The organism is Salinicola sp. LHM (assembly GCF_034479735.1).
GTDB classification, from domain to species: Bacteria; Pseudomonadota; Gammaproteobacteria; order Pseudomonadales; family Halomonadaceae; genus Salinicola; species Salinicola salarius.
Genome location: NZ_CP140261.1, coordinates 1,226,510 through 1,252,873, shown reverse-complemented (window position 1 = coordinate 1,252,873; position 26,364 = coordinate 1,226,510). Strand labels below are relative to the sequence as shown.

The window sequence follows — 26,364 nt, the reverse complement described above, 5'->3', positions numbered from 1 at the left end:
CGATCGGCTGCTTGTCAGCAGACGTATAGGTGAAGGTAGCACGGATCATGCCAAACACGACGGCCCGGGATATTCGTGAATATCCCGGGCCGTCGTCATCGCTTTCGTGGTGCCGGAACGCGCAGCTATGCACCATCGCGGTGCGCTGTCGCGTACGGGCGCGCCGTTATCGTCCGGCGTGGCGTGCAGCCACTGCCATGACCCCGGCCAGCGTGGCCCGGTCGCTGTCGACTGCCTCGACACGGATGCCGGCCGCTTCCAGCGCGAGGGTATAGCTCTCGCGCAGCGAATCGGCGCCGACCAGCCGTACGGTATCGAGCCCGGGGCGAGCCTGTCGCATGGCGTGTACCTCTTCCCCGATCAGCACGCCGGAGAGGAAGCTGCCCACCTGCCCCGCTTCGAGCCCGGCATAGAGATGCCGGCTGCGCGCCTCGAACAGCGCATGCATCACGCCGCCGGGACAACCCGCCCGGGAAACGCCCAGCCGGAACGCCGACTCGTCGAACGGCGCCTCGTCGCGGGCCGGCTCCCCCGGCAAGGTATGGAAGCGCACGGCATGGTAGAGCTCGCCGGTCATCACCGTGGTGAACTCGGTCATCCGGCCGCCGTCGAGCCGCGCCCACTTGCTGTGGGTGCCCGGCAGGCAGCAGTCCCCGCTGTCGATACCCGCAAGCGCCAGCGCGCCGAACGCCTGGACCTCTTCGCCGCGCATCACGTCGACGTGCTCTGGCGTCACCTGCTTGACGCCCGGCACGATCCAGACATTATCGAGCCCGGGCGCGGCGACCACGTTGTCCGCCAGGTCGGCGGCCGTGGCCGGCAGTTCCAGTTGCGGCGCCTCGAACCAGCCCCGCGCCGAACCCACCATCCCGGCCAGATAGATCGGGACTGTTTCAGCGCCCGAAGCCGCGCCCTCAGCGCCCGAAGCCGCACCTTCAGCGCCCGAAGCCGCGCCGCCGCCCTGCCGCCAGTCGTCGGTCTGCGAGGCGCAGTAATGCGGAAACTCGCTCTGGCTCAGCGCGCGCAGGCCGGAGGCCGAACGCCGGCTGTCCAGCACCTCGCCGCTGGCCGTATCGACCAGAAACGCCCGGAAATTGCTGGTGCCCCAGTCGATGACGATCAGACGATCAGGGATCTCGCCGCTCATGCATCGGCCTCGCGTTCCTGCTGCTCGGCATAGTGGGCAACCTCGCTCAGCCGCTGCCACTCTTCGACCAGTTCAGCCGCAATCCGTCCCACCTCGTCGGCGCTGCGCCCCGGCTTGTAGAGATTGCTGCCGAAGCCGAAGCCGGCCACGCCATGGGCATGCCACTCGCTCATGTTGCTCTTGTCGATACCGCCGACCGCCAGCACCGGCAAGCCCTTGGGCAGGATCGCGTTGATGGACTTGAAATAGCCCGTCCCCAGATCCGCCGCCGGGAACAGCTTGAGCGCCGTCGCCCCCGCCTTCGCCGCCGCCAGCGCCTCGCTCGGCGTCATGCAGCCGATCATCGGCGCCAGGCCGTGCTCGACGCCGGCCCGGATCACCGCCGGGTCGGTGTTGGGCGTGATCAGCAGCGGCGCCTCGAGCGATGCCAGCCGCTCGGCATGAACCGGATCCAGCACCGTGCCGGCGCCGATCACCACGTCGTCCGGGCAGCGCTTGGCCACGGCAGCGATGCTGTCCCACGCCCGCGGCGAATTGAGCGGAATCTCGATCAGCTTGAAGCCCGACGCCACCAGCGCATCGAACACCGCATCGATCTCCTCCGGCGTGATCCCGCGCAGAATGGCGACCAGCGGCCGCTCGCGCAGCGCCGATTCCAGGGCGAACTTGCGTGTCTCGTTCATTTCTCTCTCCTCGTTTCGGCCGGTCTAAATCGCATGATCGAGCGTAGCCCATAACACTGAACGCTCTGGCGCCAGCCAAGCCGCGCATTTCTGGGTGCTCTGCGTCGGCGAGCGAAGACGGCTGAGCGCCAAGTACGGTGCGCTCGAGAGCCAGCCGAGCGAGCTGAAGCGCAAGGCGCCCGGCGCACAGAACCCGGAGCATATGGGGTATATGTGAGGAGTTCGCGCACCGGGCAACACTGCGACTCACTCGCGCAGGCGGCTATCGAGCGTGCCGTTACCATTCCGCGATCGAACCATCCTCATGCGTCCACACCGGATTCCTCCAGCGATGGCCGACCTTGGAACGCTCCTCGACGAAGGCCTCGTCGATCTCGACGCCCAGCCCCGGCCCCTGCGGGATCGAGCAGTAACCGTCCTCGATCGCCAGGGCATTCTTGTCCACCAGGTAATCGAGCACGTCGTTGTCCCGATTGTAGTGGATGCCCATGCTCTGCTCCTGGATGAAGGCGTTGTGATTGACCGCATCCACGTGCAGCGAGGCGGCCAGGGTCAACGGCCCCAGCGGGCAGTGCGGCGCCAGCGCCACGTCGAAGCAGGAGGCCAGCGTGGCGATCTTCATCCCTTCGCTGATCCCGCCGCAGTGAGAAAGATCGGGCTGGACGATGTCCACCATGCCCTCGACGAGCAGGTCGCGGAACTGGTAGCGGGTGTGCAGCCGCTCCCCCGTGGCGATGGGATACCCCAGGCCGCCGGCGATATGCTTGAGACTCGGCAGGTGTTCCGGCAGCACCGGCTCTTCAACGAACATCGGATGATACGGCTCCAGCTCGCGCAGCAATGCCTTGGCCATGGGCCGATGCACGCGGCCGTGGAAATCGATGCCGATGCCCACGTCCGGCCCTACCGCATCACGTGCCTCGGCGACACGGGCCACGGCTTCGTCCACCTTGGCGTGGGAATCGACGATCGCCATCTCGGCGGTGCCGTTCATCTTGAAGGCGGTGAAGCCCTTGTCGACCAGCGCCTTGGCGCCGGCGCCGACATCGCTCGGCTTGTCGCCGCCCGTCCAGGCGTACATGCGCATCTTGTCGCGACAGGCGCCACCCAGCAGCTGGTGGACCGGCACACCCAGATCGCGCCCCTTGAGATCCCACAGCGCCTGGTCGATGCCGGCGATGGCGCTCATCAGAATCGGGCCGCCACGGTAGAAACCGGCGCGGTACATAATGTTCCACAGATGCTCGATGCGGCGCGGATCCTGTCCGATCAGATAATCGGACAGCTCATGCACCGCCGCCTCAACGGTAGCGGCACGCCCCTCGACCACGGGCTCGCCCCAGCCGTAACAGCCCTCGTCGGTCTCGATCTTGAGAAACAGCCAGCGCGGCGGCACCTGCCAGGTCTTGAGTTGCGTAATTTTCATGGGTCACCCTGTCTATCCAATCGGCGCGACAATGCGCCGACTCATGAATCCTTCGACTCATACGAGTTCGAAACGTTGACACGCTCGGCGTTGCCCCGAGCGTACTCCCGATCCGCCAGCGTCGCGAGCGTAGCCCGGCCACTGGCCGGGCTCATTCGGCGACGTCTCACACCAGCCACAGCGCCAGATCCGGCCATGCCAGCAGCAGCGCCAGCACGCAGAGCTGAATGGCGATGAACGGCAGCAGGGAAACGAAGATATCCTTCAGGCTGATCGAGGGTGGCGCCACACCCTTGAGGTAGAACGCAGCCGGCCCGAACGGTGGCGTCAGGAACGACACCTGCATGTTCACCGCGAACAGAATGCCGAACCAAATCGGGTCGTAGCCAAGCTGCGTCACGATCGGCACGAAGATCGGCAGCGTCAGCATCGCGACGCCTATCCAGTCGAGGAACATCCCCAACACCAGCAGGATCAGCATCATCACCAGCATGATCACGATCGGCGCGACATCCAGCCCCATGATCATCTGCGAGATGAAGCGATTGCCGCCCATCAGGTTGTAGACCCCCACCAGCGCAGCAGCCCCGATGCCGATCCAGATGATCATGCCGCAGGTGCTCAGGGTCTGGTTCAGGCTGGCATGCAGCGTCTTGATCGAGAACTCGCCACGCAGGATGATCGCCACGAACACGCCGAAGACCCCCATGGCCGCCGCTTCGGTGACCGAGGCGACACCGCCGTAGATCGTGCCCAGCACCAGAAACGCGATCAGTCCGGGCACCAGGATCGCCTTGAGCGCCTGCCCTTTGGTCTTGATCTCGTTGTTCTCCCGCTCCTCCGCGGTCAGCGGCGGTCCCAGCTTCGGGTTCTTCAGGCACCGCAGCAGCACGTAGAGAATGTAGCTGCCCATCAGCACCAGCGCCGGGGTGATGGCTGCAGTGAACAGATCCGCGATCGACTGGCTGGCGATCAGGCCGTAGATGATCAGCACGATCGACGGCGGCATCATCGTGCCCAGCGAGCCGCCGGCACAGACCACACCGATGGAAAGATGCTTGTCGTAGCCCAGGCGCAGCATCTGCGGCAGCGCCAGAATCCCCAGCAGCACGATCTCGCCGCCGATGATCCCCGACAGCGCCGCGAGGAAGAACGCCACGACCACGGTCTGGATCGCCACGCCGCCAGGCAGACGCCCGGCAAAGACCCGCATGGCATTGAACAGATCCCTGGCGATGCCGGATCGATCCAACAGCGACGCCATCAGCACGAACATGGGCACCGCGACCAGCGAATACTCGGTAATGAAGCTGTAGACACGACTGGTGACCAGCGGCAGCGCCATCGGCCCGAACCAGCCGAACGTGAAGCACAGCGCCACCAGGCCGGTAATGAACGCCAGCGGCAGACCGGTAACCAGCAGCGCAAAGATGGCCCCGACCAGCAGCCAGGTTCCCGTTGCGATATCCATCAGACGTTCTCCCCGCGGTCATGATTCGCCGCCGGGCGTCGCCCGGTCACGCTCTGGTAGAGATGCCACAGCGCCTGCAGCGTCATCAGCACCAGCGCCGCCAGAATCACCGTCTTCACCAGTGCCGGGAACGGCGGGTTCCACGAGGTTCCCGAACGCTCCAGACGCCAGTCCCCCATGGGGCCATGGGTCGCCGTCCAGCTCATGGTGAAGGCGGCATAGCTCATGCCGAGACAAAAGCCCAGCGTGACCAGATCATTGAAGACATCCAGGGCGCGCTTCAGGCGCGGGCCGGCGATGTCGTAGAGCACGCGAACGCGAATGTGGCGATTGCTCGCCATCGCGACGGGACCACCGACCGCAAAGGTCAGCGCCACCAGCATCACTACGGATTCATGCACCCAGGAGGTCGGCGAATCGAAGCCGTAACGCATGATCACCTCGAACACGCTGATCGCCATGGCGATGAAGACCAGCCAGGCGGCATAACGGCCGCCACGACGCACCCAGCGGTCCAGCGGCGTACGGATCTCGTCGTTGCTTTCCTCTTCCGGAACCTGGTTCTGAATCGGTTCCGGCGGCCCTTCCTGCACCGGCATCGTGACCTCGTCCGTATTACGGGTCGGTTGTGTCATCGTGGGTTTTCCTCGAACGCCAGTCGAACATCGCCGCGCCGGGTCGACCCGGCGCGGCGATGACGGATGCCGGCGTTGTTACATCAGGTTGTTGTCTTGCAGGTAGCCCACGACCGAGTCGTAGAATTCCTGGGTGATGTCGTTGCGGCCGGCCCAGTTCTGCCACTCTTCCTGGGCGATGCGACGGAACTTGGCACGCTCTTCGTTGGACATGTCGACGAGGTGGATATCGGGATCCTCGCGCGCTTCACGTACGGCCTCGAGATCCAGCGTCTTCAGCTTGGCGACCATCTCGTAGGCCATCTGATCGACGGAGACTTCCAGAATCGACTTGAGGTCGTCCGACAGGCCATCCCAGATCTGCTTGTTGAGCGAGACGGAGACCATCGGCAGCGAGTGGAAGCCCGGATAGTTGGGATAGTTGGCGAACTCGTACAGACCCTGGGCGTAGTTGGTCGCGAAGACCGTGTAGTCCGCCGCGTCGATCACCCCTTTTTCCAGCGAGGTGTACACCTCGGAGCCCGGCAGGTTGACCGGCGTCGCCCCCGCCTTCTCGAAGATGTTGTAGACCATGCCTTCCGGCGCGCGCACCTTGAGGCCCTTCAGGTCTTCGACCTTCTCGATCGGACGCGAGCTCGGGAAGGACTCCAGCCCGGTCGCCGCGGCACCGATCAGGTGAACGCCATAGGGCTCGACCAGTTCGTTGTAGATCTGCTCGCCGCCGTGATACTTCATGTAGTCGAGGAACTGGTACGGATCGCTCCAGGCACCAACCAGGTTGCCGATCATGCCGAAGGCCGGATCCTGGCCCGAGAAGTAGCTGGGATCGGTCAGGTGCCCCTGCAGAATGCCGGAACTCACCGCCTGCAAAGTCTGGTTGGCCTGCACCACGGCATTGACCGGCAGGATCTCGATGGCGATACGCCCGTTCGACATCTTCTCGACGTTCTCGGCCCACTCCTTCTTGATCTCGAACTGCGGCTCGCCGGCGGTCTCGGACGTCTGAAAGGTCCATTCATAGTCGGCAGCCTGGGCATTGAGCGCGAACGCGCCAAGCGCAGCGATGGCCAACCCTTGAAGTGGCATGCGTAAAGTCATTGTGAGTCTCCAGTAGCGTTTGTTATCGCTCGAATGTCGTTGGGGACAGCGTGATCGAAGGCGATCGTTGCAAGATGTCCTCCATTCCCAGATCCCGGCCGGTACGTTCCAGCACCGAGAGCGCCGCCTGCTCGGCGGCTTCCGGCTGACGCAGGCGAATCGCCTCCATCATCCGGAAATGGCGCGCCATGCTGTCGTTGAGTTCATCGGCACTGTGATTGGAGCGCTCGACGATCAGGGCGATGGCGGGTCTGAGCACGTGACTGATCTGTGCCCAGATAAGATTGTGGGAGGCCGCGAAGATCGCTTCGTGGAAGGCCACGTCGTAGTCGTCGTGGCTCTGGCCCTGCCAGCGCAGATCGGCCTGTTCGAGGGCACGAATCATGCCTTCGTAGGCGGTCTCGATGGCGAGCAGATCCGAAGCCGTGGCATGGGTCGCGGCCAGGCCGGCCACGAAAGGCTCGACGGCCACGCGAAAGGCGAAGACTTCCCGCTGCAGCCGCGGGTTGGGCTGGGCGTAGCGCGCCATCCAGGCGCTGACCTGAGGATCGAGCAGATGCCAAGCCGAAAGCTCGCGCACCCGTGTGCCCTGCCCGGAAACCCGCACCAGCAAGCCGACGTTGACCAGCTTCTGCAGTGCGCTGCGCACGGTACTTCGGCTGACACCGAAGCGCTCGCAGAGGTCGATCTCCCGCGGGATCGTCTCGCCGATCGCGTAATGGCCGCTGAAAACGGCCTCGGCGAGGGCTTCGGCGATGTCCGGTCGCTGACTACGACTCGTAGCGGCCGTGGCATGACTCATGGGATCCCGCGCTTCCTTGTAGGACTAGGTACAGGTTATGTCCGACATAGGATCAACCAAACGCCGTCGACTTGCCTTTAGACTTTGGTCGGCAAACAAGCCGCCAAACAAAAAGGGTATATGCGGCTGAGAACTTTATTTCACCATCAACCCAGCGGGGCGGCCTCGGCCGCTCTGCTGGTTTTTTATGGCACAACATTCACGCCTATTCGGTCAGCAAGCATCAGCACGGACGGGAACAATCTGCGATCAGTGAGATCAAGAGGCTCCTCTACCTGGCGGATTGCCTCTGGCGCCACGCGGTCCCCGAACAGAATCAGAGCCCGATCGGTATCGTCTTGGCGCGAGACCCAGAACAATCCCTGAACATCGGGATGCTGAGCATGAATCGCGCGAGCCCATTCCCTAGTGGCCGGATACTGATCTGCTTCCGTGTCAATGAGTTCGTTCCGCTTTATACCCATGGCACGTAGAGACTTGCTGGTCAGATCCGCCAGCACCAACCGTTGCGTGACTTCTATGCGCGAGCACTGACGCTTCAGGAGTCGAGATCGGGGAAACGACTTGGGACCAGGGGTAAAGGGTACGTCGTGAAACACTGTCTCCATTGCTGCCCCATCGAAGGTATAGGCCGCGTAAAGGGTAGGAATCACGTCTCCGTTGTCATCGAGCAGCGGACTGAAGCGAGCACTGCCCCGTAAGCTGGGGTTGAAGGCAGTACCGGCATATTCAGCTTTATGCACCCGATGCAGGACTACCCCCGGCTTGATCGTCACCGTGTGAAGCAGAATCTTCTCCGGAGGCTTGGGTGTCGACAAAGCACCGGACGCGACCGACGTTTCGCGTCTAGCCATGCTCAACACCGACCCGTTCCTGGTCGGCCGCTGCGAGCACGCGCTCTGGATCGGTATCCAACACATCCTGTGGCCTCTGCCCGCCGAGATAGCTGTTGACGGAGGAGAACCAATAGGCCAGCCCCCAACCATCCTTGCTATTGCCAAACAGCTCGAGGATCGGTTTCAGCCCTTTCAGGGGCCGGTACCCGTTCGTCTTGTCCAGAGCGTAGGCAGGGAAGAGATCGACATTACGATGCTGGATAGCAAAGATCCTATGCTGCCGTTTCCACTTGCTCGTCTGGGCGCTCGGGTTGTCGGATGCCAGCCCTGCCATCTGGCCAATTTCGCGGGCTGTGAGCCAGCTCGTGCTTTCCAAAGCTGCCTTCCGGGCACGCCCCTCCATTTCGGCCTCGAGGAGGGCGGTCTTGTCCAGACTGACGAACTCCACATAGGAATCGATCACTCTGGACATGGCTTGGCGTTTGCGTTGGTGCAGCTTGCGTTCAAAATCAATGGTCACGTGACGGACCAGCTCGGTCAGCACGGTGGCTTGCTCATCATCCCCGCTGTCTCGGAACAAGGCGATGACATCAGTTTCCAGTGGGCGGCCCAGCCTTGCCTGGATCTCTTTAGCCGAGCCGATCAGCACATAACCTTCGTTTTCAAGGATGTTTTCTTTCATGACACCCTCCTTTTTTGAGGGTAATGGAAGTAAGCACCAATGCAAGATAACATACTTTACCACCATGCGGGGACAGCGTCAGTCAGGCGCTGCGCGCCAGGCCTGGCGCACAACAACAAAAAGGGCCGGTCATCGAGACCGACCCTTCCAGTAAACAGTGAAATATTCCACTCGCGGCACGTCAGGTTGCTGTCAGCGCTCCCGCGGTTGCATGCCCGAGGCCAGATGAGCCTCGCGGTGCCTCAATAGCCCCCATAGCAGGACCAGCCAGAACGGGTACACCATCACCCCGCTGTTATGGGCCAGAAAGACCTGCGACAGCCCGAAATCCATGTAGGTCACCGGCAACAGTATTCCGGCTATGGCAATGGACTTGAGTGCAAGATCATCGCTCGACAACCGCTTGCCGAAGAGCCGCATCGGCACGAGGTAGAGCGCCAGCAAGGCCAGCAGCCCAAAGATACCCCGTTTCAGCCAGGCATCCAGGTACTCGTTATGAACGTGGCCCCAGTTCTTGATGACGGGATCAGCCCGCCCTTCGGCGACCAACCGATCCCGCGCCTGTTCGTAGCCCCGATCCCCCCAGCCGAAGATGGGCTTCTCGGGGATCAGCTCCACCGCGGCATGCCACATGGCGAAACGCGCCCCCAGGGAAGTATGCGTATTTCCCTCTTCGAGATACTGCTGAACGTTGGAAAACGCGGCGTTGACGCGGCTTTGCACCCCGAATTGCGGCACGGCATACACGGTTACCCCGATAGCGACTACCAGCACACTCAGGCCGACCAGCCAGCGCCGAGCAAAATAGCGGGCATAGCCGCGATAAAGCACCCATAACACGAAGGGGAAGCCTACCCAGCCACCCCGGCTGCCGGACATCAGGGACCCCATTACCCCCATGAGCGCGCCCAGCGCTAGAAGAGGCACCCAATACCTGGCATTGCGCTGCGTGAAGGCCCAGCCGAGGCCGGCCAGGCACAGCACGCCAAACAACATGTTGAGGTCGCCATACTGAATGACATGGGTATAGCCACCCGCCCGCGCCACACCTTCGATGAGCTTCTGCCACACCGCCCAACCGCCCGAAGCGATAGCCCCTATCGCAATACCGGACCACATGACCGACAGCCGCGGCGGATAGGCGACGAGCCAAAACAGCACCGGCACCGCCAACAGGAAGCGACTGGACTTATCCAGACCGCTCGAGCCCTGTCCATCGACCAGCGCCCGGGACGCAGCGACCACGAAATACGCCAGTAGAATGGCGATGATCGCTTTGTCCTGACGGTTCAGTTCGAACCCGGGCCGCAAGACCAGCAATACCGGCGATGCCAGCAACAGCAAGGCCGGCCCCAGCGAATAGCCGGTAGGCACGACCAGGGCAATGGCGCCCATCAGAAACACGGCGATATGGGTGTAGGCCGAAGCCACGGCGCCTACCCCTTTATGACGATCCAATACGTTGACCACGAGACTCTTCCGCTAACCAGAAACAACAAGCCGATAATGCCGGGCGGGAGTATACGGGCCGGGCGCCCCGATATCGAACAGCTACCTCTCGTTAGGGTCTGTCTGAAAAGTCAGCGAGCGATGCTCAGGCTGGATTCAGAGCGGCAATGCCTTTCCAGAGCCAAAGCAGCAATGTACTTCACATCCCCGAGCATCAGCAGCGCCAAATGTGGCAAATCACCTTGCCCCGTGCCGGTAACGGGCGAAAAGCCTTATCTCAAAGCACTGTCACAAGGCGTTCGGATGACAAAACCCCTTGATAATAGTCAACGCAATGATTCTCAGGTCGAGCCACAAGGACCAGTTATCGATATACCACAAGTCATGTTCGACACGACGCTCCATCTTGTCGACATCCTCCGTCCCTCCGCGAAGGCCATTGACCTGCGCCCAGCCAGTGATCCCCGGCTTCACCTTGTGGCGCTTCATGTAGGACTCGACGACGTCCTTGTAATACTCGTTGTGCGCCAGCGCATGGGGCCGCGGCCCGACGATCGACATGCGACCCTGCAATACGTTGTAGAACTGCGGCAGCTCGTCCAGCGATGTCCGCCGGAGAAAGGCGCCGAACCGGGTTACGCGAGGATCGCCCTGCCTGGCCTGGGTCACGACGCCATCGGCCTCCGTATGGACTTCCATCCAACGGAACTTGTAGACCTTGAAGCGACGGCCGTTGCTGCCCATGCGGTACTGCTTGAACAGCACCGGCCCCGGCGATTGCGTCTTGAGAACCACCGCGATAATGGCGCAGACAGGCAGCGACAAGAGCAGGAACAAGCTGCCCAGTACCAGATCCTCTACCCGTTTCAGGAAGCGCGACGTCTCCCCCATGGACGTCACGCTCAGATCGAGCGCGAAGTGCCCCGCCACCTCGCTGATGCGGTGATTGAGAAGCCGCATGTCCTGAAACTCGGGAATGAAGCGCACCTCCGCCGTCTGATGACGCAGCGCATGCATGATCTCGCGCACCGCGCCGCCCATTTCCAGCGGCAGACCGAGCCATACCTCACGAGCGCCGGAATCCTCTACCCGACGGGCAAGACAGTTCAGGAAAGCCGGATTCGGCGCCTCCTTCAAGCGCTGCACGCCGGAAATCGCGAAGCCCTCCCCCGGCGTCTTGCGCATGCTTCTGGCCACCTTGAGCAGGTTCGGGGCAGGCCCCACGAGAAAGACCCCCCGAAGGTTCTTGCCCGATAACCTCGCGCTTTTGAGCAGCAGCATCACGAGTACACGAAAGCCGGCCGCCAGCCCCAGCGAGAAAAGCAGTGTCATCCCCAGCCACAAGCGCGAATAGCGAACCGAGGCTTCGGCCAGGTAGATGATCGACGTCGCCATCAACGCAACGATGCCCCAAACGACCACCAGCCGAAACAGAATGTTGGAGAGCCGGGTGGTGCGCCAACGCACATAAGCGCCAGCGATGAAGTTGGCCATCACGACGAAGATGGCCATGATCATCATGGCCAGCAGAAAGCGATCATGTACAGCCAGCGTACCGAACCGGATACAGTGGGCCAGAAAGCCCGACAACAGCACAGCACCGGCATCGATCAGGGGTACGAATATCTGAGCCGGGTATCGCTCGGTAATACTTCTCTGTTGTCTCGAAACGCTCATCGGTTGGCCGGGTAACTCAAGAACGGAAAGATTTCAGCATATCTGTAACGATACAATGTGCTGCCAGGCGGCGTGACACTCAGGCCAGGCAACCGTATCCATACTATTTTTTGGCTAAACGGGAACGGAAAACTTTTGGCTAAACGGGAACAAAAACATGGCGTAACAGCCTGTTCATTGACCTGCCCAGCAATTCCATCGTATCGCTGGCCATGCTTCATCATCCTGTTCTGCCGTGTCGGCTCGTGAATTATCCACATCGGCGGATCGCTGGCTTCAACGAATCGCGTGCCGCTGCCGCCGAGTCGCAAGCTGAGAAGGTTCGCACACCGGCCCATTCCAGCACGATCTCCGCCAGCTCTTCCGGGTGCTCATTAGCTCACCTGCTGTCTGATGGCACCAACCAGAACCGCCGTATCGCCGAAGATGCCAATGATCCCGACCAAAAGCCGCCCGAGCCTACTGTTGACCATCTTTCATATACAGGAGACAACTTCTCAGCGCATCACGCCAGTCAGGCATGGAAAGACCGAAAGCCTGCTCCAGACGCGCAAGATCCATGCGCGAATTCTTCGGTCGTGGCGCTTTCTGTGGATAATCGGCCGAAGGAATCGGCGCGACGCGAGGCATCTCCGCACGGTCGATCAATTGCAGCGCCAGGGCCTCCTCGAATACCGCCTCAGCGAAGCCATGCCAGCTCGTTGCACCAGAGGCAGTCAGGTGATAGACACCCGCCAGCGAAGGCGACCACTGCTCACGTTGCCATGCGTACAGCGCCAGCGCAGTCACATCGGCAATGGTCGCTGCCCATGTCGGCGCCCCGATCTGATCGTCGATGACACTCAAGTCATCCCGTTCACGCCCCAGACGCAGCATGGTCCTGACGAAATTACTGCCATGCGACGCATAGACCCAACTGGTACGAAAGATCAGCGCCCTGGCACCGACACGAGCTATCGCCTGCTCACCGGCCAGCTTGCTCTTGCCATAAACCGAAAGGGGGCCGGTCGCATCATCCTCCTGAAAGGGCTTATCGCCCTGCCCCGAGTAAACGTAGTCCGTCGAGTAATGCACCAGCGACACGTTCCGCTCGGCACAAGCCCTGGCAAGCTCCTCGACCGCATCCGCGTTGACCCGGTAGGCCGACTGCGGCTCGTCCTCGGCGCGATCGACAGCGGTATAAGCGGCAGCATTGATGACAACATCCGGCTCATGCCGAGCGATCGCCTCGGCCACCTCGCCCGCGACGGCCAGATCGCACTGCTGACGCGACAATGCCGCGCCACGCCCCAACGCCTGCAAGGACCGGCTCAATTCCCGACCAACCTGCCCGGAGCTTCCTAGAATCAACCACTTCATGATGCCCCCGGTGTCATTCGAATACGTCCGCGTCGCGGAACGAACTGCCTTTGAGATCCTTGTCGGACAAGGAAAGCGCCTCGAGTTGCGGCCACTCGATGCCCAGATCGGGATCATCGTAGCGGATGCTACGCTCGGACTCAGGATGGTAGTAATCCGTGGTCTTGTAGAGGAAGTCCGCGCTATCCGACAGCACCACGAAACCATGCCCGAAGCCTTCCGGTACCCAAAGCTGGCGATTGTTGTCGGCCGACAGCTCCACACCGACCCAGCGGCCGAAGTTCGGCGAGCTGCGTCGCAGGTCGACGGCAACGTCGAATACGCGGCCATGCGTTACCCGTACCAGCTTGCCCTGTGGCTGCTCCAACTGATAATGCAGGCCGCGAAGCACGCCGCAGCGCGAACGGGAATGGTTATCCTGGACGAACGTACGACGGCAACCGGTCGCCTCCTCGAAAGCGCGCTGATTGAAGCTTTCCATGAAAAAGCCGCGCTCGTCACCGAACACTTTCGGCTCGAGTATCCAGACCTCGGGCAACTGTGTCTCGGTCACCTTCATTTGTGCGTCCTCTTCTCGCGAACCAGACGCTGCAGATATTGACCATAGCCGCTCTTGGCCAGAGGGGCAGCTAGCGCCACCAGCTGTTCATCATCGATAAAGCCGCGCCGCCAGGCGACCTCTTCCGGGCAGCATGCCTTCAAGCCCTGACGGTGCTCGATGGTGGCGATGAAATTGGACGCCTCGTTCAATGAATCGTGCGTTCCCGTATCCAGCCAGGCGAAGCCACGGCCCATGATCTCGACATTGAGATCGCCCCGCTCCAGATAGGCGCGATTGATATCGGTGATCTCCAGCTCGCCGCGATGGGAAGGTTCCAGCTTCTCGGCCATCTCGACCACATCGCCATCGTAAAAATAGAGACCGGTGACCGCATAGTTCGACTTCGGCACGGCGGGCTTTTCCTCGAGCGAAGTGGCTCGACCGTCGCCATCGAAATCCACGACGCCATAGCGCTCCGGGTCGTGTACATGGTAGGCAAAAACGCTGGCGCCGCTATCCCGCGACATGGCGCTGTCGAGCAGCGGCTGCAGATCATGCCCATAGAAGACATTGTCGCCGAGAATCAGACAACTAGGCGCGCCATTCAGAAATTCCTTGCCGATGATGAAGGCCTGGGCCAGCCCATCCGGCGATGGCTGCACGGCGTACTCCACCGAAATGCCCCACTGGCTGCCGTCGCCCAGCAACTGCTCGAAACGCGGCGTATCCTGAGGCGTGGAAATCACCAGGATCTCGTCGATACCCGCAAGCATCAGAGTCGCTAACGGATAATAGATCATCGGTTTGTCGTAGACCGGCAACAATTGCTTGGACACCGCCATGGTAACCGGATGCAAGCGCGTGCCGGACCCACCGGCGAGGATAATACCTTTACGTTTCATGACACTCGATCCTTGTCTTATTCGTGCTTTCCATACTGCTTCGCGGTCCAGTCACGATAGGCACCGCTGGTGACGCCCTCGATCCAGACATGGTTGTCCAGATACCACTGCACCGTCTTGCGCAAGCCACTTTCGAAGGTCTCGCGGGGGCGCCAGCCCAACTCACGCTCGACCTTGCCCGCATCGATGGCATAGCGCACATCGTGCCCCGGGCGGTCCTTCACGTAGGTGATCAGGTCCGCATAGCGCGTCACTCCCTCGGGGTGCTGCGGTGCCAGCTCTTCCAGTAACGCGCAGATTCGCTCGACCACCTCGAGATTGCGATGTTCGTTGTGGCCGCCAATATTGTAGGTTTCCCCCACCCGGCCCGACTCGATCACCGTGACCAGCGCCCGAGCATGATCCTCGACATACAGCCAGTCGCGTACCTGACTCCCGTCACCGTAGACCGGCAACGGCTTGCCAGCGCGGGCGTTGAGGATCATCAGTGGAATCAGCTTCTCGGGAAAGTGATATGGCCCATAGTTGTTCGAACAGTTGGTGACGAGCACCGGCAGCCCGAAGGTACGATGCCACGCCCGCACCAGATGGTCCGACCCGGCCTTGCTGGCCGAATAGGGCGAACTCGGCGCATAAGGCGTCTGCTCGGTAAACAGTCCATCCGGCCCCTCAAGATCACCGTAGACCTCGTCGGTGGAGACATGGTGGAATCGAAAGCCCTCGCGACGCGTACCGGAAAGGCCTTCGAAATACGCGCGGGCGGCTTCGAGCAGTACACCCGTGCCCACCAGATTGGTCTGGATGAAGTCCGCCGGCCCGTGGATGGAACGGTCGACATGGGATTCAGCCGCCAGATGCATGACCGCATCGGGCTGGTGACGTTCGAACACGCCCCGCAACGCATCGGCATCACAAATATCCACCTGCTCGAACGCGTAGCGGTCGCTCTGTGTCGCATCACTCAGCGATGCCAGATTGCCTGCGTAGGTCAGCTTGTCGACATTGACTACCGCATGAGCGGTATCTCGAATCAAATGACGAATGACCGCCGAGCCAATGAAGCCAGCGCCTCCGGTTACCAGAATTTTCATTACCGCACTCGATGACAGGGAAACCGGCATAGTCTACGGAGTCCCTCGCTCGGGGAAAAGCAGGGCTACAGGTTTCCCCGGAGGGTACGATCAAAAAGGATGGAGACAAGAGAGAAAAACAGAAGAAATATCAGCAAGAAAGAAACCGCCAAAGCAGCGATGCCAGCCGTTACGCTAAACCAGCGTAGCTGGGCCACGCGTCATCTGCGCTATTGAAGAAAGCATGGGCCATATAGAAAAAACCCGGAGCCGAAGCTCCGGGTTTCTGTCTATCATGCGTTTAACATTGTCGCAGAGCCAGACTCAGGCCAGCGCATTGGTTTCAGTGATTTCGCCCTGAACACCAGTCAGCTCGACAGCGAAATCGTTATAAGACACGCCTACTTCACCCTGTGGGTCAATGACATTGCCCTTGTCATCCACGCTCTGAGTTTCCGTATCGGCATAAACATATGAATTGCCATTCATTTCAAAGGCGACATAGCCGTTAGCCGTTGCCGCCGACTCCGTGGCTGCCATGTCGAAAGCCTCGTCGATAGAGCTGGCAGCGCCGACATTTATGCTGTTCAGCTCATTCAGCGGGCCGATATCCAGCGTATCTTTCGCCGCATCAAAGCCGGTGATGCTGTCCATATTGCCGTGGATCGACCCATCAGCAATATCAAGAGCATCTTTACCACTGCCCAACGACACGCTTTCCTTGACGTAATCGGCGCCAGCGTAAATCAAGCCACCCGTCAGGTCGGAAGCATCGATTTCATGAAAGGCACGCCCCGAATCGCTATAAGCGATTTTACCGCTGCCAGATAGCGTCAACGTATCGCCTTCAAGCGACGAGCCTTGCGCAGTCAGCGCCAGTAGATCCAGCGCATCGGCATTCTCATCAGCCGTAAAGTCGGCCACGACATTCACGTCACCGCCCGCATCACGGAGAATTAATGGCGAATCAGCCTCGCTTGTCCCTCCTGCAGTGGCCGTAACGACCTGATCTGCCCCCAGATGAGAGAGGCTAGCCCCCGATGCAACAGTGAAGTTTTCCACCCCATCGAAGGAGTCGGCAGCAACTTCTACATACGAATCGAAGTTGACCGTCTCGAAGCCGCTGACATCGGTAGTAACCGTGTCACCAGGCTCCGGCATGGTCATGCTGCCGGTAACGGTCAGCGTATCGTCGCCTGCCCCGCCATTGATGACCGGCGCCGCAGCGTCGATCCCGCTGATATCATCGATAGCCAAGCTATCAGCGCCGCCACCAGCCGTTATGCTGGTTGCATTAGAGAGTACGCCGTCATCTCCGACGACAAGGCTGCCAGCCAAGCCAGAGGCATCGACGGAAACGCTCCCGCCCTGAGCCATCGTCCCGATAGTGGCTCCTGTCAGGGTCAGATCACCAGTTCCAGTCATGACCAGATCCGTCAGCCCAGCCGCGGCAGAACCGCCCAGTTCCAGGTTCGACGCACTGGCAGTGTTAACGTCGAGTGATGTCAGGCTACCGGTAGGATTGCCCTGTCCATCGTTTTCTCCGTAGACGATGACATCGGCACCATCCAGTTCTATCTGGCCGGAGCTCATCTGATTGAGATTGAGTGCCAAGGAAGCATTGTCGACCAACAGGCGCTTATCGCCCAAACCTTCCAGGTTAATGGTTTCACCGGCAAATTCAGAACCCGAGAAACGAATGCCCTGATAAGCCGACAGGTCGTCAGCCGTATAGGACGTCATCAGGTTGCCATCGCCATCCGTCTGGGCGCTGGCGTCGAGAATTCGATCATCGCCGGAGTTCTCGCCATCACCGGCACTCTCTCCGATGACCTCTGAAACAGGGGTGCCATCTTCGAGGGTGGCGCCCGGACGTTCTTCGTACTGGCCGTACAACACCCAATGTTCGTAGCCGCTTTGCAGCGCGCCGTTCTCGACGCCAGACGCCACGTCAGCGTTAGCCTTTAGATAAGCCTGTTCATTGAACTCATCCGCAATGATCTGATAGTCATCACTCGGCGCCCGGCCTTCAGCGGCGCCATACTCCAGAAAGTGTTCAAGCGGCGTGATAACGCCCTGTTCCGTGGCTTCGGCAACATCGGGATTAGCTGACAGGTACGCCTGCGTATCGAACACCGCATTCGGGTTGCGGCCTTCGGCAGCACCATAGTTCAACCAATGATATTCGGCGCTCGGTATGGCTCCACTCTGCACTGCCTGCGCGACATCCGGGTTGTTACGCAGGTAATATTCCTGGTTGAAAGAAAGCTGCATGATTCCTCCTTGATGGGTCCTGCTCCTGAACGTCAGTAGCCAGCCTCACCTGGTCGGCGGTTCGACTGGTAACACGCCACCGTAGTTGACGCATGGCTTCTTCGCCAGGCACAGGCTTCATACACCTGGCTCCTGACCGCTCAGTGGCCATCTTTCACATTTCAGGCTCTCCTATTGGTGCGCCGCAGGTTGAATCAGCGAGTTCGATCAATCACCGAAATCGAAGCTCAGATCATCATCCTCACCGAACAGGCTATCGAGATTGCCATTCGGCGACTGAGCCGGCTGTTGGCGAGCATGGAATTTTTCCCGCTCGATCAGTTGATGAAGCTGATTGAGCGAGAAGAGCTGCGCATAGGCCAGCGCCAGCGCACCGTGCTTGCGCAGGTCAGCAAACGCAGTCGGCTCCAACGCATTCAGCGCCTTCTCATTGATGCGAAACAATCCTTGCACCTGAAGCGGCGTCTGGTCTTCTCCCCGGCCAATCTGCAAGGGCCAGGGTTCTATCAGCCCCAACTCGCCCAAAGTCTGGCAGGCCCTAATGGTGAGCTGACGATTGCTTTCGCACTGCTGCAAAAAATCCAGTGTCTGTTGCACACGCTGGCTCAGACTGCCTTCATCATCGAACAGAGCCTCACTCACGCTATCATTTGGTTCTTCCTGGATATGATCGTGATCGATACATAACACTTGCTGATTATCTTCAGCATTGGCCAGCGTGAATGGGTAGCCACGTAGTCCAGCCGGCACGTAGTCGGCCATCCAACGGCCATCCGGGTGTAAATAGCGATTTGGCCCGCTCAAACCCAACAACGCCACAGGCTGGAATTGATCCCCCTGTTGAACGAACCCCAGGGGGTAATGGGGCAACAGTTTACCCAGCTCGGCAAGCAAGATCGGCGTCACCTGCCGGTCGGCAGCAAAGGCATAGCCCTGGCGCGGTAGAAAGTGGCTATCGGTGTGTCGCGTTCGCGATAGCGCGATCCACTCAGTCATGCAGACTCCTCGAAATTGTTCACGTCATGGATAGACAGGCTTTGCGACGGTATCGCCGACAAGGACCATTGCCAAGTCGCCGGATAAAAGAAACCCCTGACCGGAGCCAGGGGCCTGAGCGGCTTCCGCTCTTGTGTTCGAATCGCCATGGAAGACTTCCACGGATCCGCGACATCAGCCCAGCTCGCGCCCTTCGGCCTGACCATACTGAAGCCAATGCTCCAGCGGATTGATGCCTGCCGCCTCGACATCCGGATTGGCCGTCAGGTAGGCATCGGTATCGAACTCGGCGGAAGGGTCGCGCCCTTCTTTCCAACCATACTGCAGATAATGCGCCACCGGATTCAGGTCAGCTCTGGCGACATCCTGATTCTGACTCAGATACCAGTCGACATCGAAATAGGCGTCAGGGTCACGCCCTTCATTGACGCCATAATCCATGAAATGTTCGAGCGGATCGATATCAGCCGCCGCCACATCCGGGTTCCTTTCAAGATATCCATCGGTATCGAACCAGGCGTTGGGGTCACGGCCCTCTTTCCAGCCAAAGCGGGCATAATGATCATCCGGATCCATACCACTCGCCGCGACATCCGCGTTATGGCTGAGGTAGAAGGCATCATCCAGCCCCTCGGCCTCGGTAACCGTTGCCGGGGCACTGGAAAGGACCGAATCACGCCCTTCGACACTGGCCAGGAATGCCTGGAGATCATCGGACGAAGTGCCACCGGGCAAAATGCCCCCTTTGGCGACCTGCTCGGCCGTTACATCCCCCAGGAAATTGGGGCTGGAGGCAACGGCACTCTGGATCTGCGCCAGCGAAAAAGTCCCGTCGCCTAGCTGAAACGACTCGATCTGATGCTTGGCATCCTGCCAGTCGGCGATCGCCACCTGCTGGCCGGTCAGCGTATTCTGCGCAACGAGATGGCGCCCCTCGACGGTCGCCGCATAGGTGTAGTCGCTATACAACCCGATACCCTCGGCCACTACCGTATCGAACCCGCCGCTATCGATAACCGTGATGGCGGAACCGCTGCCGGCGACATAGGTATCATTGCCTGCGCCCCCGGTCAGAAAGTTGTATTCGCTATAGGCATCTGAACGAAGCGTATCGTTGCCCCTCAAGCCATAGGCAATCTGGTAACCGTTGGAACGCACAGTGTCGTCGCCATTGGTCGCAATGTTTTCAGGATAGGAAAGCGTCGCCATGAAAGCTCCTGCCAAGTACGTTTACTTGCATCAGCAAGCAGCCTAATTACCCGTACGCCACCCCGCAAGGAAGCGCGTCGTGTCGGCCAGGACGACCTGTCGTCCCACGAGCCATTTCGGCTCGTGTTCGAGACATTAGCGGCGCCTGGCGAGAGTGGCGTTCTCGCCCCTCGGCCGCCCTGGCGTTCTGATATTCCGATGTTCTGATGTCTGGCGTCCTGACGACGACAGAACGCCATGCCAGCCTGAGTCAGAACGGTACACTGCGGTTACCGACGATCGATTCGCATGCCCTTCACACCCACAGGCCATCATCAGCGGCGACGATCACCCGACCCTCCCCCTCGCCGTAGGCCAGGTAATGTGTCAGCGGATCGATTTCCGACGCCGCGACATCCGGGTTGGCCGCCAGATAAGCCGCCGTGTCGAACCAGGCCGAGGGCAACCGGCCTTCGTCGCTACCGTAGGCCAGGTAGTGCGCATAGGCGCTGTCGAACACCCCCTCGGCGAGCGCCGCGTCCACGTCCGGGTTCTGGGCAAGATACCAGGCGCTGTCGAATAGCGCGTCAGGGTCACGTTCTTCGGCCATGCCATACTGGAGATAATGCCCATAGCCGCTGACGAAATCACCGCGTGCTACCGCCGCCGCTACGTCAGGGTTCTGATCCAGATAGAAGGCCTCGTCGAAGCCGGTGATTCCGGTAGCCTCACGCCCCTCGGCGGTACCATACTGCCGATAATGGGATTGACCATCGGCGAAATCGCCCTGCGCCACCGCCGCGGCCACATCGGGGCTGCGTGCCAGATAACCCACTTCGTCGAAGCCCGAGACGTAGGCACTATCAGGTGCCTCGGTCAGCATGACCCGGTCATCGAAGCGCAGCAGTTCGACACTCTTCAGCGTGTCGTTGCCCAGCACGCCGGCTGCGACCACCAGACTGCCGTCATCGGCATGATGGAGCGTGGCATCCCCGGCATTCAGCGTGAATCGCGCGACATCGACGCCGCTTCCGCCATCGAGGCTGTCATCGCCTTCGCCACCAAACAACCGGTCGTAACCCGCCTCGCCATAAATCAGGTCATCGCCGCCATGGGAGCCCACCACATCGCGCCCGCCACCAGCATGCAGTTCGTCGTCATCGGCACCGAGCACGATGGTCTGCACGGCATCGTCGGCGATGACCACGTTGGCACCGTCGCCGCCGCTGAGCGTGGTCGCACCGATGATGCTGGCGAAGTCGATGTTGTCGAGCTGCAGATGGTTGCCGCTGGGCAGCGCACTGGTGTCGATGACGAACGCTTCCTGGTGGTTGCTGCCCGAGGAACCGTCATTGGCGATGCCGGTGATCCGGATGGGCGTGCTTGCCGAGGCGTTGCCGCTGTCACCCAGTACCAGCGTGCGAATATCGAGCAGCGTGCCGTCGGGGCGATTGGTAAGCCACTGGCTGGCCACGCCGGTCTGGTCGCTCAGGTTGGTGGGCTGCTTGGCATCGATACTGCCGATCAGGTCGGCCAGCGCCTGCTGCGTATCGATGGCGCTGCGCGCCCCCTGGTTGACCAGGCTGACACCGCCCGGCAGCGTCGCCGTCACCTCGTTGGCATTGCCGGTGTTCTCGACCAGCTTGGCGGTGCCCGTGTCACGGCCGGTATTGGTAATCGTCTCGCTCACCGAAGGGTTGCCGGAGGGGGTACTCGGCTGCGGATCGGAGGGAGTGACCGTGATCGGACCGGGAGCCGGATTGGGTGGCGAGGGCGGCGTCTCGTTGACATCGGCCACCGTCACCGCCAGCGCTAGCGGTGTCGCGCTGCCGTGGCCATCATCCGCTGTGACCGCGACGTCATAAACGTTATCGCCGTTACTATCCCCTGGTAGTTCGTAGTTCGGTGCACGCTTGAAACTCAGCGCCCCACTGCTGACATCCAGCGTGAACAGCGCCTGATCGGCACCGCCAGAAAGCGAATAGGTCAGCGTATCGCCGTCGGCATCAGTGGCAGCCAGCGTGGCCACCGCCCTGGCGTTCTCCACCACACTCAACGACGGGGAAGTGCTGAATACCGGGGCGTCGTTGGTATCGGTCACGCTAATCGCCAGCGCCTGTGCACTGCTGCTCAGCTTACCGTCGCTGGCCGTGAGGGTGACGTCATACACGTTGTCGCCGCCGGCATCCGTCGGCGCCTCATAGTCCGGCACATCCTTGAAATTCAACGCGCCGCTGTTGGTATCGAGATTGAACAGCGCCGCATCGGTGCCGCCCAGCGTATAGGTCAGCGTATCGCTATCAGGATCACTACCCGAGGCGGTATAGACCGTGCCGGTGACGTTTTCGGCCACGCTCGCCTTGGTATCACTGCCCAGCGTCGGCGCCTCGTTGACATCGGTGACGGTCACCGCCAACGTTTGAGAGGTTTGATCCATTCCATCACTAGCCGTGACATCCACCTCATATATACCGTCATGATCGGCATCGGCAGGCAGTTCGTGGTTTGGCGCGCTCTGGAAGCTCAGCGCCCCGCTGTTGGCATCCAGCGTGAACAGTGCCGCATCGGCACCGCCAGAAAGCGAATAGCTCAGCGTACCGCCGTCGGCATCAGAGGCAGCCAATGTAGCTACCGCTGTGGTGTTCTCGGCTACGCTCGCCTTGGTCGACGTGGTAAACACCGGTGCGTCGTTGGCATTGGTCACGCTAATCGCCAGCGCCTGTGCGCTGCTGCTCAGCTTACCATCGCTGGCCGTAAGGGTGACGTCATACACGTTGTCGCCGCCCGCATCCGCCGGTGCCTCATAGTCCGGCGCACTCTTGAAACTCAACGCACCACTCTTGGTATCGAGGGTGAACAACGCCGCATCGGTGCCGCTCAGCGTATAGGTCAACGGATTGTTTTCCGGGTCGCTGCCCGAGGCGGTATAGACCGTGCCGGTGGTGTTTTCGGCCACGCTCGCCTTGGTATCGCTGCCCAGCGTTGGCGCCTCGTTGATATCGGTGACGCTCACCGACAGCGTTTGAGAGGTTTGATCCATTCCATCACTAGCCGTGACATCCACCTCATATATACCGTCATGATCGGCAGCGGCAGACGGTTATCCATGAAACGCCGGGCCTGTTCGATGAGGGCGTTGCGGTTTTCCGTCTCCGTTGCCAGCGGCTGGCCGTCGCGCATCAGGCGCTGGCCCTGGGCAATGAGCACACGCCAGGCCACCTCTGCCCACGCTTCGGGCTGGGTCAGACCGGTACGGCGGGCATCGAGAAAGCATTGTTCGACCGGGGCGACGCTCACCCCGCCCCCGGTGACCGGGCTGGCCAGATACCCCACCTCGCTACCCAGCGCCGCCTGGCTGCATAGATGCTCGTTGAGCCGCGCACATTGTGGGCGCACGCGGTCGGCCACTTCCGGTGCCTGCGCCGGCGCGACCGCGCCCTTGCCGACCAACACCCTCAACGCTTCGCGCAGCTGGTTGAACGTCACCCCCGCCTTGTGTACTTCCGCTTCCAGCTCAGCGATCGTCCGCGACCGCTGACCGTCAAGCGCCGCCAGCACCGGCTGGTAGATCTGCGGCTGCAATGCCGCCGAGCCGTGCGCCCCTTTCACTTCCAACGTCACGTCCGCCGCGGGCTGCAGCAGCACGACATGCTCACGACGCAGATGCGCAGCCACTTCCAGTGCATTGAGCCGGCGAGCACCTTTCAGCCAGTAATCACGGCGGAAGCGCTGATTGACCATCACGTCACGGGTGGCGGCCTGCAACAGCGGATGACCGATCTCCTCGAGCAGGGCCTGCTGTGACGAACTGAGCTGCAACGCGGCGATGTCATCGAGAGGCTGTGCCGACCCGGCAAGGCTCAGGCGCGCGTCGCCCAGCCAGTCGCCCATCTGCGTCACGCTCATCGGCGTCCAGTCGCGGTTGAGAAATTCATGGGCCAGATAGCGGCGATCCTGCGTCTTGAGCTGCGCCAGTGCCTGCTGAAGTTGCGGATGGGCACGGGCGAAAGCCGGATCGCTCTGCCACAGCCGCTCCACAAAGGCGAACGCCTCGTCCCACTGCGCTGCCGACCCGACGGCAGGCGCGCCCAGCACATCGGCATGCGCCCTGATCAGCTCGCGCACCGGCAGCATCGCCGCCCAGCCCGGCAAGGTGTTGTAGCTGACATACACCGCACCGCCGGGGTTGAGACGGCGGCGGATGAAGTCGACCAGCGTGCGCCGGTTGGCATCGCCAACCCAGCTCCAGATACCATGCAGCGCGATGTAATCGAACATCGGCAGGTCATCGCGGGCGCAGAAGGTGGCGAAGTCCTCGTCGGCCAAATGGACATCGGCGCCGCTGGCCGCCGCCATTTCACCGGCACGCACGACCTGGGCGGCATTGAAGTCGGTACCCTGCCAGGCCACCGGCGAAGCGGCGGCATGCAGGTTGACGCTCACGCCCTGACCGAAGCCCAGCTCGCAGGCATGCTCGATGACCGGCGGCTTCAACCCCCCATTGAGCAGCGCCAGACGCAGGCGCAACGGGTTTAGCTCGGCGTAATAGCCGTGGGTATATTCCTGGTCGGTCACATAGCCTGTTTCCGGCGATGCCATGGCAACTCTCCTGCGATTGGTGTCATCCATCATTGTGGGCAAGAACGCCCTGCGGCCTCGCCCCCCTCACTCGCCACGACCGTGAAACGCGCCAGTTCGCCATTGACCTGCAAGACGGCTTTCACGGCCGTATCGCGCCGCAGCGCATCTTCCGCCACGCCCTGCTCCCGATACGTCTGGCACATCGACAGCGCAGCCGCCCGCCCAGCTTCGGGATGAGCCGCCAATGCGACGGGCAGCGCGCAGGGCTGTGAAGCGAGACGTTGACGGAGAAGACCGAACAGGCTGGCATTCTTCGGCGCCTCCGCCAGCACGGTTTCAGCGGGGTGGAAGGCGCCGGCCAGCGTGAGCGCGATCATGTAGTTGGACGCCGCCTGCAACTGCACGAACCCGGCCGCCGTCACGGTGATTAGAGGAAAGAATGGCGCCAGTTCGGGAAGCAGATGATTGGGATAGACCCGCGCCTGCCAGTAGCGAGCCGCCACAAGGGCAAAGTGGCGATAATCGGCAACCGGCACGAGACGTGACGCCGCAAACGGCAGCACCTCGACCGGCGGCTTGGCCGGATCGACGGTATCGTTGGCCACGTCGACATAGAGCGTGCCGACGAGAAAGGCGTTCTGAAAATACTCGCCGCGCAGATCGCCCCAGACCTGCCGGACACTGCCACCGTGCTGCATGAACGCGGCCAGCGCCCGGTAGCCCTGCACCGCCTCGCCGTCGAGTGTCGTTGGGTCGCGCTGCTGCAACTGGCGCTGCACCGCCTGGGAAATTTCCAGGCACTGGCCCAGCGGATACGGCTTGCCCTGCTTGAACGGCCTGGCCTGGCGCAGTGCCGGGTCGAGTTCGGCACGCAACGCCAGAAACAGCGACTCCAGCGCCGCCAATGCGGGCGATAGAAAGCGGGCGGTCAGCGCCTGTTCGCGCGGCTCATCGGGAATGCGGGGCTCGTTGGGGAGCAAGGGTCTGGACACGCGGACGTGCCTCCGGTTGACGAAATCGAACGTCAGCGCGCCCCAGGCTTCGGACGGCTCATCATCGTTATCGGCGGCCGGACGATTCGCTTGATGCTATGTGAGGAATTGCAGAAATAAGCGGGAATTGCAGGAATAAGCGGGAATTGCAGGAATACGTGGGAAAGGCAGGAACCCGGCGAGCGGCGGGCATCGATTCATCGACTCACCCCGGCCATCGCCGGGGTGAGCCACTGTCAGGCAAGGCCATAGAGGCTCAATGCGCCTGCTTGGGCAGCTCGGCAGAGAGCGCGCGTGCATACGCGGTGCGTGCCGTCTGGGCAATCGCCAGCTGCTGTTGCAGGCGGGCGATCTCCTGGTCGGTCACGCGCAGGTTGGTGACCTGGGCGCGCGCATTCTCGGAAAGGTCCGCCAGATTGTATTCGGTGCCGTCGATGGTCAGGGTCTGGCCTGCCTGGGTGTCGGTATCCGCCATGAGTATGTCCTTGATTGGCTTGAAGTGTGAACCCGCTAGGGTACGGGATCGGGCGTCAAAATCGAACACCAGATCGTCAT

At 61.3% G+C, this 26,364-nt stretch carries 22 protein-coding genes; all 22 read right to left on the bottom strand.

Going from position 1 to position 26,364, the window contains the following annotated elements; all coding sequences use genetic code 11:
* Positions 1 to 166: 166 nt before the first annotated feature.
* Positions 167 to 1,147 carry a 2-dehydro-3-deoxygalactonokinase gene (locus R5R73_RS05950; protein ID WP_322529123.1) on the bottom strand — a complete coding sequence of 327 codons (981 nt, stop codon included), beginning with the start codon at positions 1,145 to 1,147 and terminating at the stop codon, positions 167 to 169.
* Positions 1,144 to 1,830: a 2-dehydro-3-deoxy-6-phosphogalactonate aldolase gene (locus tag R5R73_RS05945; RefSeq protein ID WP_322529122.1), complete on the bottom strand. Its 687-nt coding sequence runs from the start codon at positions 1,828 to 1,830 to the stop codon at positions 1,144 to 1,146. Before R5R73_RS05945 ends, R5R73_RS05950 begins: the two co-directional genes overlap by 4 nt.
* A gap of 277 nt (positions 1,831 to 2,107) precedes the next feature.
* A complete protein-coding gene (gene dgoD, locus R5R73_RS05940) occupies positions 2,108 to 3,256 on the bottom strand; it encodes a galactonate dehydratase (protein ID WP_087719194.1) in 1,149 nt (382 codons plus the stop codon).
* A 166-nt stretch (positions 3,257 to 3,422) separates the two neighbouring features.
* Complete coding sequence (locus R5R73_RS05935) at positions 3,423 to 4,727, bottom strand: TRAP transporter large permease subunit (protein WP_322529121.1); 1,305 nt, start codon at positions 4,725 to 4,727, stop codon at positions 3,423 to 3,425.
* Positions 4,727 to 5,362 (bottom strand): TRAP transporter small permease subunit, encoded by a 636-nt coding sequence (locus tag R5R73_RS05930; RefSeq protein ID WP_071232534.1) that lies wholly within the window; start codon positions 5,360 to 5,362, stop codon positions 4,727 to 4,729. The genes R5R73_RS05935 and R5R73_RS05930 overlap by 1 nt, the downstream gene beginning before the upstream one ends.
* Before the next feature lie 78 nt (positions 5,363 to 5,440).
* Positions 5,441 to 6,460 carry a TRAP transporter substrate-binding protein gene (locus tag R5R73_RS05925; protein ID WP_322529120.1) on the bottom strand — a complete coding sequence of 340 codons (1,020 nt, stop codon included), beginning with the start codon at positions 6,458 to 6,460 and terminating at the stop codon, positions 5,441 to 5,443.
* A 22-nt stretch (positions 6,461 to 6,482) separates the two neighbouring features.
* A complete protein-coding gene (locus R5R73_RS05920) occupies positions 6,483 to 7,262 on the bottom strand; it encodes a FadR/GntR family transcriptional regulator (protein WP_322529119.1) in 780 nt (259 codons plus the stop codon).
* Between the two features lie 185 nt (positions 7,263 to 7,447).
* Positions 7,448 to 8,116 (bottom strand): RES family NAD+ phosphorylase, encoded by a 669-nt coding sequence (locus tag R5R73_RS05915; protein WP_303855754.1) that lies wholly within the window; start codon positions 8,114 to 8,116, stop codon positions 7,448 to 7,450.
* Positions 8,109 to 8,780 carry a hypothetical protein gene (locus R5R73_RS05910; RefSeq protein ID WP_087720971.1) on the bottom strand — a complete coding sequence of 224 codons (672 nt, stop codon included), beginning with the start codon at positions 8,778 to 8,780 and terminating at the stop codon, positions 8,109 to 8,111. Before R5R73_RS05910 ends, R5R73_RS05915 begins: the two co-directional genes overlap by 8 nt.
* A 192-nt stretch (positions 8,781 to 8,972) precedes the next feature.
* Positions 8,973 to 10,250 (bottom strand): O-antigen ligase, encoded by a 1,278-nt coding sequence (locus R5R73_RS05905; protein ID WP_322529118.1) that lies wholly within the window; start codon positions 10,248 to 10,250, stop codon positions 8,973 to 8,975.
* A gap of 267 nt (positions 10,251 to 10,517) precedes the next feature.
* A complete protein-coding gene (locus tag R5R73_RS05900; protein WP_322529117.1) occupies positions 10,518 to 11,906 on the bottom strand; it encodes an undecaprenyl-phosphate glucose phosphotransferase in 1,389 nt (462 codons plus the stop codon).
* 459 nt (positions 11,907 to 12,365) lie between these two features.
* Positions 12,366 to 13,265 (bottom strand): dTDP-4-dehydrorhamnose reductase, encoded by a 900-nt coding sequence (gene rfbD, locus R5R73_RS05895; RefSeq protein ID WP_322529116.1) that lies wholly within the window; start codon positions 13,263 to 13,265, stop codon positions 12,366 to 12,368.
* A gap of 13 nt (positions 13,266 to 13,278) precedes the next feature.
* Positions 13,279 to 13,824 carry a dTDP-4-dehydrorhamnose 3,5-epimerase gene (gene rfbC / locus R5R73_RS05890; protein ID WP_322529115.1) on the bottom strand — a complete coding sequence of 182 codons (546 nt, stop codon included), beginning with the start codon at positions 13,822 to 13,824 and terminating at the stop codon, positions 13,279 to 13,281.
* Positions 13,821 to 14,708, bottom strand: coding sequence for a glucose-1-phosphate thymidylyltransferase RfbA (gene rfbA / locus R5R73_RS05885; RefSeq protein ID WP_322529114.1), 888 nt, complete (start codon positions 14,706 to 14,708; stop codon positions 13,821 to 13,823). Before rfbA ends, rfbC begins: the two co-directional genes overlap by 4 nt.
* Before the next feature lie 17 nt (positions 14,709 to 14,725).
* Positions 14,726 to 15,799 carry a dTDP-glucose 4,6-dehydratase gene (gene rfbB, locus R5R73_RS05880; protein ID WP_322529113.1) on the bottom strand — a complete coding sequence of 358 codons (1,074 nt, stop codon included), beginning with the start codon at positions 15,797 to 15,799 and terminating at the stop codon, positions 14,726 to 14,728.
* Between the two features lie 303 nt (positions 15,800 to 16,102).
* On the bottom strand, positions 16,103 to 18,052 hold the full coding sequence (locus R5R73_RS05875) for a hypothetical protein (protein ID WP_322529112.1): 1,950 nt from the start codon (positions 18,050 to 18,052) through the stop codon (positions 16,103 to 16,105).
* A 207-nt stretch (positions 18,053 to 18,259) separates the two neighbouring features.
* Positions 18,260 to 19,048: a SapC family protein gene (locus R5R73_RS05870; RefSeq protein WP_322529111.1), complete on the bottom strand. Its 789-nt coding sequence runs from the start codon at positions 19,046 to 19,048 to the stop codon at positions 18,260 to 18,262.
* 174 nt (positions 19,049 to 19,222) lie between these two features.
* Positions 19,223 to 20,257, bottom strand: a complete 1,035-nt coding sequence (locus R5R73_RS05865; protein WP_322529110.1) for a hypothetical protein — start codon at positions 20,255 to 20,257, stop codon at positions 19,223 to 19,225.
* 295 nt (positions 20,258 to 20,552) lie between these two features.
* Positions 20,553 to 23,276, bottom strand: a complete 2,724-nt coding sequence (locus R5R73_RS05860) for an Ig-like domain-containing protein (RefSeq protein WP_322529109.1) — start codon at positions 23,274 to 23,276, stop codon at positions 20,553 to 20,555.
* A complete protein-coding gene (locus tag R5R73_RS05855; protein ID WP_322529108.1) occupies positions 23,246 to 24,835 on the bottom strand; it encodes a class I SAM-dependent methyltransferase in 1,590 nt (529 codons plus the stop codon). Before R5R73_RS05855 ends, R5R73_RS05860 begins: the two co-directional genes overlap by 31 nt.
* 29 nt (positions 24,836 to 24,864) lie before the next feature.
* On the bottom strand, positions 24,865 to 25,809 hold the full coding sequence (locus R5R73_RS05850; RefSeq protein WP_322529107.1) for a hypothetical protein: 945 nt from the start codon (positions 25,807 to 25,809) through the stop codon (positions 24,865 to 24,867).
* Positions 25,810 to 26,065: 256 nt separating this feature from the next.
* Positions 26,066 to 26,284 carry a DUF6447 family protein gene (locus R5R73_RS05845; RefSeq protein WP_322529106.1) on the bottom strand — a complete coding sequence of 73 codons (219 nt, stop codon included), beginning with the start codon at positions 26,282 to 26,284 and terminating at the stop codon, positions 26,066 to 26,068.
* Positions 26,285 to 26,364: the final 80 nt, after the last annotated feature.